Source organism: Pseudoalteromonas sp. S1727, assembly GCF_005886375.1.
Lineage (GTDB): Bacteria > Pseudomonadota > Gammaproteobacteria > Enterobacterales > Alteromonadaceae > Pseudoalteromonas > Pseudoalteromonas haloplanktis.
In genome coordinates, this window is record NZ_PNDT01000049.1 from 80,722 (window position 1) to 94,369 (window position 13,648).

8 protein-coding genes are annotated in these 13,648 nt (G+C 41.5%); 4 read left to right on the top strand and 4 right to left on the bottom strand.

The genetic code is table 11. The features are described from left to right. Positions 1-179: 179 nt before the first annotated feature. Positions 180-2,597 carry a TonB-dependent receptor gene (locus CWB85_RS12640; RefSeq protein WP_138555078.1) on the top strand — a complete coding sequence of 806 codons (2,418 nt, stop codon included), beginning with the start codon at positions 180-182 and terminating at the stop codon, positions 2,595-2,597. Between the two features lie 31 nt (positions 2,598-2,628). Further along, entirely contained in the window at positions 2,629-4,035 is a 1,407-nt protein-coding gene (locus CWB85_RS12645) for a 5-methyltetrahydrofolate--homocysteine methyltransferase (protein ID WP_138555079.1), read from the top strand. A gap of 128 nt (positions 4,036-4,163) precedes the next feature. Here CWB85_RS12645 and CWB85_RS22795 read toward each other — a convergent pair whose 3' ends face one another. The 4 genes from CWB85_RS22795 to CWB85_RS12660 all read right to left on the bottom strand — a co-directional run bounded on the left by CWB85_RS22795 (position 4,164) and on the right by CWB85_RS12660 (position 7,938). Further along, positions 4,164-4,538 carry a hypothetical protein gene (locus CWB85_RS22795; protein ID WP_249314859.1) on the bottom strand — a complete coding sequence of 125 codons (375 nt, stop codon included), beginning with the start codon at positions 4,536-4,538 and terminating at the stop codon, positions 4,164-4,166. A 29-nt stretch (positions 4,539-4,567) separates the two neighbouring features. Continuing rightward, positions 4,568-5,068 (bottom strand): NYN domain-containing protein, encoded by a 501-nt coding sequence (locus tag CWB85_RS22800; RefSeq protein WP_249314861.1) that lies wholly within the window; start codon positions 5,066-5,068, stop codon positions 4,568-4,570. A 185-nt stretch (positions 5,069-5,253) separates the two neighbouring features. Beyond that, positions 5,254-6,552, bottom strand: coding sequence for a DEAD/DEAH box helicase (locus tag CWB85_RS12655; protein WP_016710483.1), 1,299 nt, complete (start codon positions 6,550-6,552; stop codon positions 5,254-5,256). A 192-nt stretch (positions 6,553-6,744) separates the two neighbouring features. After that, complete coding sequence (locus CWB85_RS12660) at positions 6,745-7,938, bottom strand: alpha/beta hydrolase-fold protein (RefSeq protein ID WP_138555080.1); 1,194 nt, start codon at positions 7,936-7,938, stop codon at positions 6,745-6,747. Positions 7,939-8,433: 495 nt separating this feature from the next. On the opposite strand from CWB85_RS12660, the gene CWB85_RS12665 reads away from it, so the two are divergent. Next, positions 8,434-9,975: a phosphoenolpyruvate carboxykinase gene (locus CWB85_RS12665; RefSeq protein ID WP_138555081.1), complete on the top strand. Its 1,542-nt coding sequence runs from the start codon at positions 8,434-8,436 to the stop codon at positions 9,973-9,975. Positions 9,976-10,374: 399 nt separating this feature from the next. Then, the gene (locus CWB85_RS12670; protein ID WP_138555082.1) at positions 10,375-13,599 is read left to right on the top strand and encodes a TonB-dependent receptor; all 3,225 of its coding nucleotides are present in this window, start codon (positions 10,375-10,377) and stop codon (positions 13,597-13,599) included. Positions 13,600-13,648: the final 49 nt, after the last annotated feature.

A 13,648-nucleotide genomic window follows, 5' to 3' on the forward strand; every position in this document is an offset into this window, starting at 1 on the left:
GGAGTTTCTTGAATTTATTTTCCCCATTCCTTGTCCTTTGTAATGAGCTCATAAGCCGTTTTAAATACTTCTTTTAAAGCCCTGATTGGTGCCTTTGTTAACAACACTCAACTTTTACTTGATACAATATAACATTTCAAGCACAATTGATATAGTATAACATCCAACAAGGTAGTCAAATGAAACGAAGATCTCAATTAGCTGTGCTCATAGCAGCTTTGTTACCTGCAAGTGTGCTTGCAAAAACCATCGAAGGGATTGTTCTAAACAATCAAGGAAATGCTGTCACCAACGCAACTGTAGAAGTGGAAGGAACAGATATAACAGTCACCACAGATGAAAACGGCAAATTTGTCATCGCAGATTTAAAAAATGGCTTAAAAGAGCTTCACATTGTTGCACCAGGTTATGCTCACCTCCATAGCGACATAACAATAAATAACAATGAAAAACAATCTATTACATTTAATTTAAAACGTTCTCCAATCGAAGTGATTGACATTGAAGCCACCCCAATTCATATGTCTGCAATGGAATCAGCGTCTCCTGTTAGTGTTTTATCTGGCGAACAATTAAGACGTCAACAAGCTGCAACTCTTGGCGACAGCCTTGAAAAGCTGCCTGGTGTTAATACCAACTTTCATGCAAAAGTAGCTAGTACGCCTATTATTCGTGGCTTAAGTGGCCCCCGTGTACTTATTACTCAAAATGGCCTTGATGTCAGTGATGTGTCACGAGTAGGCCCTGATCATTCAGTTGCTTCAGAAGCATCAACAGCACAACAAATTGAAGTTTTACGTGGCCCTGCAACATTATTTTACGGTAGTGGCGCAATTGGTGGTGTTGTTAATGTGGTTGATAACCGTGTACCAACAGACAGCATAACTCGTGGCGAATGGAATCTTGAACACAACTCTGTTGATAATCAAAAAGTGGCTTCGTTTAATGCCACCACTGGTACTGATTCATTCGCATTTTATGCCGATGCATTTTGGCGTGAAGCTGATGACTATGAAGTACCTGTAGCCCCTGAAGTTGAACACGATGATCATGACCACGAAGAACACAGTGGCGATTACGTTGTTGAAAACAGCAATGAAGAATCTGAGGGCTTTACTGTCGGTGCCAGCTATTTATTCGACCAAGGCTATGTGGGCATGGCTGTTGAGCAATTCAACCGTCAATACGGCATCCCAGGCCACACTCACGGTGGCGAAGAAGAACACAGCGAAGAAGAAGCGGTATTCGCTGACCTAGATCAAACAAAAGTTCAGCTTTTAGCTGAATATAACTTTGATAATGAGTGGCTTAATAAAATTAACTTACGTGTTGGTCACACTGATTACGAACATGCCGAAATTGAACATGGCGCGGTAGGTACAACCTTTAAAAACGAAACCAACGAGTTCCGCGTTGATGTTATGCACAGCCAATGGAATGAGTGGAATGGTGGCATTAGCTTTCATTACAAAAACAGTGATGTAGAAGCGCAAGGCTCAGAAGCATTCACACCACCTTCTGAAACAGAAAGCGTTGCCATCGCATTAATGGAAGAAAAACACTTTGGCGACGTTTTAGTACAACTAGGTGGCCGCGTTGAGCGCGTAACCTTAAACGCCGAAAATGTATTATTACCTGATATTGGTGCTCACGCACATGACGATGAAGGCGGTGATGAGCATGACCACGAACATGATCACGGTTCTGAAAGCTCGTACACCCGTGTATTTGATGTTGAGCAAGAGTTTACCCCTGTCAGCTTATCAGCAGGTGCTGTATGGGACTTTACCCCAGGTTATAACTTAGGCCTGTCAGTTTCACGTTCTGAACGTGCGCCGTCGGCTTCTGAGTTATTATCATTTGGTCCACACATTGGAACTGGTACTTATGAAGTGGGTGCACTATTTGATATTCATGATGGCCATTTTGAACTATCTGATAACCCTATCGATTTAGAAACAGCCAACAATATTGATTTAACTTTCCGTAAAACAGAGGGTGATATTGGTTTCATTTTCAATGCCTTCTACAACCAAGTAGATAACTATTATTACCAAATCGACACAGGTTTATATGGTGAAAGCGGCCATGATCACGACCACGGTGATGAGCATGCTCACGAAGATGAACACGATCACTCTTCAGAGTTACCTATTTACCTATTCAAAACAGATGACGTTGTTTTGCATGGTTTTGAAGCGCAAGTTGCTTGGCAACTAACGGATGAATTTAAACTAGATCTATTCTCAGATTACGTTCGCGCTCGCTTACAAGATGGTGGCGATTTACCACGTACGCCACCACTTCGTTTTGGTACAGAGTTTAGTTATCAAACAGATAACTTAAGTGCTCACATTCACGTAACACGCTACCAAGAGCAAGATCGTATCGCCGCAGAAGAAACCGCCACTGATGGCTACACCATGGTTGATGCCAGTATTTCTTACGACCTCTCGGTACTTAATCAAGATATGTCACTGTACTTAAGAGGCACCAACTTAACTGACACAGAAGCACGCGTGCATAGCTCATTCTTAAAAGATATTGCACCGCGTCCTGGACGCAGCTTTGCACTTGGCATCCGCGGCTACTTCTAAACGAAAAAATTACAATTAAAGGGAAAATAACATGACTAACTTATTTAGATTAAAACTGCTTGCACTTGCTATCAGTACATCCTTAATCACCGCATGTGGTGACGCTGAAACCACCATTATTGAAAAAGATCCCATTGAGAATCCTGATGATGGCCACGATCACGGTGATGGCGATGATCATGACCATGGTGACGACTACACCGTTGATTCACTAGGTCGTCTTGCTGTACTTGCTGGTAACAGCAACACTGCGAGCATCTTTGACCTTGATGACAACGCTTTATTAGATGAATTTAGCCTCATTCATGATACCAATACGTTAGCTGTTTCACCTGGCTATCGATATGCGCTCATTGCTAGCCGTGGCCAAGACTACATTGGTTTTATCGACGGTGGTTTATGGCGTGAAAACCACGGCGATCATCTACATGACTACAAACAAGGCCCTGCATTTAGTGATTACGAGCTAACCAGTGGCAGCCGCCCTACACACTTAGTTAATCACGATGGTATGTTAGCGGTTTTCTATGATGGTGACGATGATACTGGAACCGTGGCATCTGTTGAAGTATTAACAGATAACGATATCAGCAACGAGACAGCAACATTGCCAGGCATCACTTATGACATCAATATGCACGGTGTTGCCGAGCCGCGTGGTGAACACTTACTATCGACTATTCGCCGCGATGACGCCGAAAGCACATCAAACGCAAAAGTGCTGCCTGATCAAGTGGGTGTTTATCACTTGCATGATGGCGAATACGAACTTGAGCAAACATTAGAGCTAACCTGCCCAGATTTACACGGTGCAGCACAAAACCAAGACTATGTAGCATTTGGCTGTGGTGACGGTGTACTCCTTGCCCATCAACATGATGACGAATATGAAGCTGTAAAAGTGGCTAATATTGAAGCTGTTGGTGATTTACGCATTGGTACACTCTATGGCCACGAAGATAGCGAGACATTCATTGGTATTGCTTCTGCCCACGGTGGTAGTACAGCAACACTCTTTAGTATCAACCCAAGTGAAGCTGAAATGGAAGAACTTGAGTGGCAACTTGATGAAGGCGCAAGCCCGGTATCTTACTCATTCTCTGCACATGGTGAGCACTTTTTAGTACTTGATAGCTTAGGCTTTTTAAACGTACTTGAAGCCCATGAACATGACGGCCACATGCACTGGGAACTGGCAGGAAAAGTAGATATCACTGAAGAAGATGTCACCACCATGCCAGAAGGTATGAAGTTCTCTATGACAGTAGCGCAAAACGGTCACTTTGCTTACGTAGCCGACCCAATCGCTCAGCACATTGTCAAAGTACACTTAGAAGACTTAGAAATTGAAGGTGAACTAGAGCTAACATTCCCACCAGCTGCAATCACTTGGTTAGGTATTGCAGAAGAGGAAGAAGATCACGACCACGATCATTAAGCTTGTAGCGTATTTAACCGTTAAATTAAACGCTTAAATTATAAGAGTCTAATGCCGAATAGTATATTTTATTATTCGGCATTTTTTATTTAGGTGATATCGAGAATATTTCGAAAAGTCTTATATGCCTAGCTTTTAAATAACTGAGTGTATCTTTTGGCATAACTCAGTACTATTTTTGCTGTTTCTTCATTATCGAGTAATTGAATTGGTGGCTCAGCTAATGGCGGTAAATCATCAAAGCTAGGTAATGGTTTTTCCAACCAACGCCAACACTTAGTCCGGTTAGCTTCAACTTTTAATAAAGTTAGCATTATTTCCTCAAGAATTTCAGGCTGACCAAACCAGCCTATAGGTTTGGTAACTGGCTTTCTACCTCCTTGAATCACTCGCGGTAACTGCGACAGCTTTAGCTCATCAATAAGAATATTCTTACGAGTCCAGTCAGCGTGTATATCTAACTTCTCATTAGGGTAGCGAACATTATCCGTTGTAGGGATCACTAACCCAATTTTAACTTTATTAAGAGATTTTATTTTTCGAGAGCTCTTTCTAAATCAGTATCATTAGTGACGAATACGACTTGCTCAATTGACTCATCTGTTAACACATCAAATAATGCCTCAACGGCAATATTTACATCGGTTTGCTTTTCCTCTAACTTCCAAATATCTACATATTCACATTCATTTGGGGGCTTTTTAGGTTCATTTTCGTCAATTTTAAATGCGCGGGTTGGGTTTATAGAGTAATAACCTTTAATGATTTCTAACTGATTTTTGAGACTATGAAAAGTTAAAGCTCGATGATATGCCTGCTGATCAGCTAATGAATCTTTTGACATAGCTGCTTTTTCTATAATATCAGCAGTAAAAAACTTAATACTTAGATTATCACTAGTATGGATTTCATTTGTTGAGCTGGGGAGAATAAAGCTGTCAAATAGTCTAAATATATCCAGCCACTTATAAGGAGTTCGCTTAAGACATCCATAGTATAAATTATATCCATCAATATATATGCGAGTCTTCAAAATTTATCCTTAAATTTTAGTGACAAAAAAACCGACACTAAGGTCGGCTTTTCCCCCCTATATCCAGGAGACTCAATGCTACGCGTGGAAGTAGGGTTAGTTGTTAAAAACAATACTAGTCAAAAATGACTATTTCGTCAACAATTAAACAGCTAACAAATAATTACTAAGCAACAACGTAAAAACTATTTCCGGCGCCAGCCGCTCCATACATCGTCTTCTTGGTTGGCTTTTTTGTTCTTTTTCTTACCAGTGCCTTCTGGCTTGGCCATTGGCTTGTCGTTTTTAAGCGCCTCTGCCGCATCAAGGTTGGCTTGGTTTACAGCAAAGCCTGCTACCTCTTCGCGCTCTAAACGTAGTTTGTTTTTCTTCTCAATCACCTTAAAGTGATGAAAATCTTCATAATCAATCAGTGATAACGCTAAACCAACTTCACCAGCACGGCCGCTTCGGCCAATACGGTGCATATAATCAGCGGGGCTACGTGGTAGGTTAAAATTAATAACTACTGGCAGCTTGGCAATATCTAAACCACGGGCGGCAATGTCAGTGGCTATTAGCACGTCTATTTCACCGTTTTTAAACTTTTCGATTACTCGGGTACGCTCGCTTTGGCCTTTATCACCGTGGAACACTTGCGCATTCACGCCGCGCTTTTCAAGTTTGCCCGCTAAATGCTCACAGTCTTTTTTAGCGTTGACAAAAATCAATGCTTGGCGCCATTGATGAGTTTTAATTAAATGCGCTAAAACTGTGGTTTTCTCGCCTTTATTTACCGTAAATACACGCTGTACTAAAGTGCTTTCGTCTTTGCTTTGCACTTGAATTTCAACAGGGTCGTTTAGCAGCTCTTGCGTTAATAGCTTAACTTGCTCAGGGAAAGTCGCTGAGAACAACATGGTTTGCTTTTTAGCTGGCATTAATGCCAATAGCTCAGCAAGCTCTTCAGTAAAGCCAAGGCTTAACATGCGGTCAGCTTCGTCAAGCACCAATGTACTCACTTTATCCAGCTTAATGGCATTGCTTGAGATTAAATCGAGCAAACGACCTGGTGTTGCCACGATAATATCAGCACCACCACGAAGTGCCTGCATTTGCGTATTAACCGACACACCACCAAACACCGCTACCGTTTTAATCGCGCCATTAAAGTTCGCTGAGTATGATTTAACACTATCAGCCACTTGCGTAGCAAGCTCGCGCGTAGGCACTAAAATAAGCCCTGAAACAAAGTTACCTTTGCTCGGTGTTTTATTCGCACCTTGCGCTAAAAACAGCATTTGTAGCATCGGTAATGCAAACGTGGCCGTTTTACCCGAGCCGGTATTCGCCCCTGCAATTAAGTCACTTCCCGCCAAGATACTGGGAATTGCTTTTGCCTGAATCGGCGTAGGTTGCGTGTATTCAAGATCAGACAATCGAGCAATTAGCTCTGGGATAAGGCCAAGTTCGTTGAAATTGCTAGGGTTTGCGGCTGAGGTCATAAAAGGTGCGGGCTCATTACTAAAAATAGCCTGCAATTTTAGCGTATTTATTGCCCGTTAAGTAGAGATTAGTGATTTTAATGTGGTTTAGATAACAGCTACGAGTTTCGATCTGCAAGTCACGAGCATGTCTGTGTATTTGTTAGCTCAGGTTTATCCTGAGCTTTAATAGAGTTTGAAGCCATTATATTATTAGCTCTTACTCAGTTCTGCTTGCAGCCTAGCTTTTGTTTCTTTTAAGTAATTTATATAAGGATATGAGTCATCTGCAATTGCTAAAGCAGATTCCATCTGTTCAAGCGCCTGGCGAGTATCGCCTTGCATTTCATAACCATAAGATAAGGCTGAAAGTGCATCGACTGATTTTGGATAGTTTTTTATATTGTACTTAAACACCTCAATTGCACGGGCAAACTGTTTGCTGCCCGTTAAGTTATAACCGAGTGATCTAACAGCGCGATCTGGTGGCGCAATCTGCTCACCCCATTGTTGAGATAAGTTTTGATAATAAGCATCAATAGAGGCTATATCATCAGTTAAAGCAGTTATCGGCATTTGTTTTGGCAAGAATAAGTTGTAATAGGCATTAAATGCCCCAGCAGCAGTGGTTAAGCCATGCGAGATACCATCAAACGCATCACTAAAGAAACGCAAATTTGCCAACTTATTCGATTGCAGTGATTGCTGTAAATCATCATATCGTTCGCGCATGATGCCGGCTTCTTCGCCGATATTTATATAAACGTAATTGTTAAGCTCTTTGCTTTTAGCTATAAATGATTTTGTGCTTTTTACCATTGCGCCATAATTCCACCAAACTGCAGGGCTATAAGCAATGTGCGCTTGGAATAACTCAGGTTTGGCCTGCAACGCATACAGCGCAAATACACCACCAGCAGAGGCGCCAGCAATCACTTTATAATTATGCGTACGATAGTTCTTATTTACTAAAGGAATAAGCTCTTGCTCAAAGAAAGCTAAAAATTTTGCCGCGCCGCCCCCTTCACCAACAGGACCCTGCGGCTCTTTATTCACTGTAGGATACATATCTCTGAGCCGATTAGTGTTTTCAATAGCGACAATAATAACCTCAGGCGCACGATTATCATTTTGTAAACGCTCAATTACCGCACTGGCAAGCGGTATATTACCCGCGCCATCTAAGCGATAAATAACTGGATATACCTTATTTGGCTCAGATTGATAGCTCTTCGGTAACTGAACGACAACTGTGCGCTGTTCATTTAAAACAGCCGATTTAAATGTATGCGTGTGCACAGAGTAATCAGCACTTTGTTGTTTAGTATCAGATTGTGCAAGGACATTTTGTGAACTAAAAATAAAAATACTAAAGCTAATAAAACAAATGGCAGCAAATAACCGCATAACTAATCCCTTAGAGAAAAATAAGTTACTTAAGCTAACAGACTTTTAGACACAAAAAAAGCGTATTGAGCGTAATGCTCGCTTAGTTACAAAAACAATTAAAGATCAGTTAGGTTACTTTAAATTGTCAAAGCAGCGCGAAGGTAGATGCTATAAAAGGTAAGTAACACCCACCCCCTCAAAATACCGCCTAACAGATTTCATCATAATGATAGTGATAAAAAGCCTAGGTTTGTACCTAGACCTTTTCAATAATCTACAAGCAAATTTGTTGTGTTTTTTTTGTGCATTAAATTGATACCGGTGTCATGAATTTAATGGTTTTTATGACACCGGTATCATTGAAATTATTCATGTTTTTTACTAAATATATGTGTTTTTAGGCCTTTCATAGGCTCGAATATCCTTAATCCATCTGTTACTATAATTACAGCTTAAAGGGAAACAAGAACCCCAGAGCTATCCCGTTCAATCTCACACAATTTAGGTATAAACATGACTTCAAGCGCTACTCGTTTTGTCGATCTAACTGCAGCTGAACTTGTCGAACACGCGATCCGTCGTGGCGAAGGGACTTTAGCCGCAAATGGAGCTTTTGTTGCTAAGACTGGTCACAGAACTGGCCGTTCTCCAAAAGACCGTTTTATTGTTCAAGAATCAAGCACTGAAAATGATATTCAATGGGGTAATGTAAACCGCCCTTTCGATGCAGATAAATTTGACGCTTTATGGGCACGTGTAGAAGCACATGTGCAAAGCAATGACCACTTCATCTCTCACCTTGAAGTAGGCGCTGATCCTGAGCACTATTTACCTGTTGTTGTTACAACAGAAACTGCATGGCACCATATTTTTGCCAAAAACATGTTTATCGAACCTAAATCTTATAATGCATCTGATTTACCCGAGTGGCAGGTAATGAATGTACCTTCGTTTGTTTGTGATCCAGAGCGTGATGGCACAAATAGCGATGGCACAGTTATTATCAACTTTGCACAACGTAAAGTATTGCTAGCAGGTATGCGTTATGCCGGTGAAATGAAAAAATCAATGTTCTCAGTACAGAACTTCCTACTACCAGCAAAAGGTGTATTACCAATGCACTGCTCTGCCAACGTAGGTGAAGCTGGTGACACAGCATTATTCTTTGGTTTATCTGGTACAGGTAAAACCACTTTATCAGCAGATCCAACTCGCTTTTTAATCGGTGATGACGAACACGGCTGGGCACCTGGCAGTGTATTTAACATCGAAGGCGGTTGTTACGCTAAATGTATTGATTTATCGCAAAAGAACGAGCCTGTTATTTGGGATGCCATTCGCTTCGGTACTATTTTAGAGAACGTGGTACTTGACGAAAATCGCGTACCAGACTTTAACGATACCAGCCTAACTCAAAATAGCCGCGCAGCTTACCCACTAGAGCATGTTGAAAAACGTAAAGTAGAAAACCGCGCTGGTGAACCTAAGGCTGTTGTATTCTTAACATGCGATGTAAGTGGTGTATTACCACCGGTATCTGTATTAACCGAAGAAGCTGCTGCATTCCACTTCCTAAGTGGCTACACAGCAAAAGTAGGTTCAACTGAAATTGGTTCAACAAGTGATATTGAATCAACATTCTCAACATGTTTTGGTGCTCCATTCTTCCCACGCCCAGCAGGTGTTTACGCTGAGCTTCTTATGAAGCGCGTACGTGAGTTTGGCGCTAAAGTATACTTAGTTAACACTGGTTGGACTGGTGGCCCTTACGGTACGGGTAAACGCTTTGATATCCCAACAACACGCGCCGTTGTTGATGCAATTGTATCTGGCAAACTTGTTGGTGTTGAAACTCAACACATCGACGTTCTAAACCTCGATGTTCCTGTTGCAGTTCCTGGCGTTGACAGCGAGCTACTTAACCCTATTAATACATGGGCTGACAAAGCTAAATACGCTGAATATGCAGCTAAACTTGCAGCCGATTTCACTGAAAACTTCGCTAAATACGATGTGTCAGACGAAATTAAAAATGCAGGGCCAAAAGCACAGTAACATGCTTTAAAACCGAACTTTAAGCGCCAGCATCTGCTGGCGTTTTGCGTTTACTAATACAAAACATTATTCATGATCAAACGGAATTAGCCTCCACCGCGTAATTTGTTTTTTCTCCCTTACCACCAAAAACTCTTGTACTCGCCTAAATAATCAACACGTACTATTTAAATTATTTTACCCGAAAACATTTACTTTATTTTGTTTTATGTTAAAAAGTAACAGTGCATTTTTAATAAAATGTTACTTTTGTACCTTTATGTGAACAACCCATTTCGTAAAATGGTACAAAATACTGGGCATATTAGGGTCGTAATGTCGGTTAAAGGGAATAGCTTCTCTGGCTCTTAGTCGGTCAAGCTAACACTGGTTATAAAAAGAAACAAAAGAGATTAAACCATGTCAAAATTAGTCATCGATAGCAATTATAACAATATAAAACGCACTAAAAATCGGCTTAACTTAGCGATTTCTTATGCGCTATTGGGCTTATGCCCACTACTGCTTGCGGCTCAAACTTCGCAACAAAATGACAGCGATGTCATTACTGAAAGTAAAGACGAAGCTATGGAAGTCATCGAAGTAACAGGGATCAGAGGTAGTATCAATAGCGCACAAAACCTTAAACGTTATGCCGATACCGTAAAAGATGTCATTACTGCTTCAGATATTGGTGCATTGCCTGATAAATCTGTAACAGAGGCCTTACAACGTGTGCCAGGTGTCACAATTGAACGTTTTGCATCATCAAGTGATCCAAAGCATTATGCTGATGAAGGTACTGGCGTTTTGGTACGCGGCTTAGACCGAGTGCGCTCTGAAGTAAATGGCCGTGACGCATTCAGTGCGAACCCAAATGGTGGCTTAAGCTATGAAGATTTTCCTGCCGAATTACTCAGTGCCGTAGAGGTAGTGAAAAATCAAACATCCGATCTTATTTCTGGTGGTGTTGCAGGGACTGTAAATTTAATTACCCGTAAACCTTTTGATTCCACCGATCGCATCATCTCTTTTAACGCCAAAGCAAACTATAGTGATTTTCGCGAAGAAACAACCCCTTCTTTCTCAGCGCTTTTTTCTGATAATTGGGAAACCAATGCGGGTAAGTTTGGCTTTTTAATTGCCGCATCTCAATCCGAATATAAAACCCGCGGTGATGGCGTTGGCTTAGGTAACTTTCATGCTCGTGGTGACTCCTTCATACCGACACTTGATCAATGGGGAGGCATCACTGGCGTGGACCCAAGCTCACCTGTAGATGGTGCTGCACTTCCTGGTCAACCTGCAAATAGTGTCTGGTATGTGCCTGCAGCGATCCACATGAGCACAGCAACAAATGACCGAAAACGAACGGGCTTAACCAGTTCATTACAATGGGCAAGTGATGATGACAAAATTGTCGCAACGGTTGAGCACATCAATTCAAAAGCATCTTTAGAGTGGGATGAGCGTCAAATAGGACAGGCTGCACAGGGCTTTAGAGGCTTTATGGGATCATCGCAAAATTGGCAAGATGACTCAGAAAATGGCTATCCATTAACGACAGAGAATGGCTTTGTCACATCAGGTATTGCACTTGGCGTTAGCCCTGAAACACCTTTCTTTTACCGTAGCCGTTGGAACTACAATGAAAGCACCGTAGAAGACACCTCTTTTAACCTTGTTTTAAAACCTATCGATAGACTAACTTTAGAGTTCGATTACCAACATGTAGACTCAGAAAAAATAGTCCACAATTACAGCATGTCAGGTCAAACTAGAGGCAATCATGTTCATGCTGTATCACCGTATTTCCTTGATATGCGCGGCGATAGGCCAACCGTTGAGTTTCTCAGTGATAACATAATGACTGCAGGTTGGTCGCCAAATGAAGACTGGGACGGTCCAGTGCCTAATTTATTTCTAGGCAGTGGTATGGAGCAAGAAGAGCACAATACAGCAACGGCAAATAGCTTTAAATTTGATGTAAATTATGAACTTGATGGTAATTTTACAAATATTAAAGCAGGTTTCTATGTTTCAGATAAAGACCTAACAGTACGCGACACAGCTTATGAGGGATGGTCGGCAATCGGTACCCCTTGGATACAAGCAGACCGCAATGCTGCAGCTGCAGTTAATCGCCCAGAGCTATTTGAGCGTGTCGACTTTTCAGACTATTACCATGGTCAAGTACTACAAGGTAATGTAAATAACTTTCTATTCCCTAGCATGGATTTAGTAAGAAACTACGCTGATTCCTTGCGCCAAGGTTGTCAAGATGGTTGGCATAATGCGACCAATAGCGCAGCTAACGGTGGTACATGCTCCGGTACTTACGTGCCCTATGCAGATAAAGAAAACCGGGTTGAAGGACCTTTTGCAGCGCATAACATTAGTTCAACTAATGAAAAGCGAAGTGAGTTCTATATTCGCAGCGATTTTGACTTTATAGATTTAGCGATTCCAGTCACTGGTAATATTGGCTTGCGCTATGTTAGCTATCAATTGGAGTCAACAGGTGCCTTTGTACAGCCACAAGTCATTAAACGCGGTGAGCCAGGCACGTCATTAAACCAAGTGATGCAACAAGATGAATATAAGCGTTACTACGATATTGCCAATGGTGAATCTCAATTAAGTACCGTTGACGGCACCGACTACAACACTATTTTACCTAGTCTAAACTTAAGTTTTGGCGTAAGCGAAGATGTCGTTGTGCGATTTGGTGCATCGAAAGCACTTTATTACCCAAGCTTAGTAGACGCCCGTAACATCAGTATTCTTAATTTAGATTATACACGCCGCCTACAAACTCCAGGCGCAGACTACGACGAAGCCAATAACCCCGTTGTTGCACTTGATGATATTGAGCTGTCAGCATTATCAGGCAATCCAAATTTAAAACCTGAAGAATCAATAAACCTTGACCTATCAACGGAGTGGTATTTTGCTCCAGCAGGCTATGTCACTGTGGGATTGTTTAATAAAAAACTAAGTAACATTATTCGTAACAGAGCTTTCGATTTGGACGTGACATTCAATGATGAAACCTACGATGTATCTGCTTATGGCCCTGCAAATACGGGCTCTGGCACCATCCGTGGGGCTGAGTTTTCTTATTCTCAATTCTATGACATGTTACCTGGCGCATTTAGCGGCTTAGGTTTGCAGTTTAACTACACTTATATAGATCAAGATGGTTTAGAAGACCCCAACGAGGTATCCGCTGGTACTCTTGGTTTTGATGAAAATAGTAATCCTATCGCAGATAATCGCAACACTTTCCGTGTATTTAGTGATTTACCGCTCCAAGGGTATTCAGACCAAAATTTAAATATTATTGGTATGTATGAATACGAAAACATTTCGTTTCGTCTCGCTTATACTTGGCGCTCAGAGTATCTGTTGACTCTACGTGAATCTGAAGAATACGTACCAGCTTACGCTGAAGCATCAGGCATGATGGACGCTAGCTTATACTACACAATCAATGATCATTGGAAAATAGGCTTTGAAGCGAGCAATCTACTCGATACAGAAACAAAAACTCAGTATCAATTAGATCAAGACGGAACAAAAACTGAAGCTCTTAGCTTTACTACAGACCGACGTTACGCGCTAAGCGTTCGCGCAATATTCTAAACAACCAACTCAAACGCGCGTAGCAATAAAACTACGCGCCGTTTTAACT

Excerpts from the sequence above, each read along its gene's own strand:
- CWB85_RS12640 (WP_138555078.1), top strand. The coding sequence starts at position 180 with ATGAAACGAAGATCTCAATTAGCTGTGCTCATAGCAGCTTTGTTACCT.
- CWB85_RS12645 (WP_138555079.1), top strand. The coding sequence starts at position 2,629 with ATGACTAACTTATTTAGATTAAAACTGCTTGCACTTGCTATCAGTACA.
- CWB85_RS12655 (WP_016710483.1), bottom strand. The coding sequence starts at position 6,552 with ATGACCTCAGCCGCAAACCCTAGCAATTTCAACGAACTTGGCCTTATC.
- CWB85_RS12660 (WP_138555080.1), bottom strand. The coding sequence starts at position 7,938 with ATGCGGTTATTTGCTGCCATTTGTTTTATTAGCTTTAGTATTTTTATT.
- CWB85_RS12665 (WP_138555081.1), top strand. The coding sequence starts at position 8,434 with ATGACTTCAAGCGCTACTCGTTTTGTCGATCTAACTGCAGCTGAACTT.
- CWB85_RS12670 (WP_138555082.1), top strand. The coding sequence starts at position 10,375 with ATGTCAAAATTAGTCATCGATAGCAATTATAACAATATAAAACGCACT.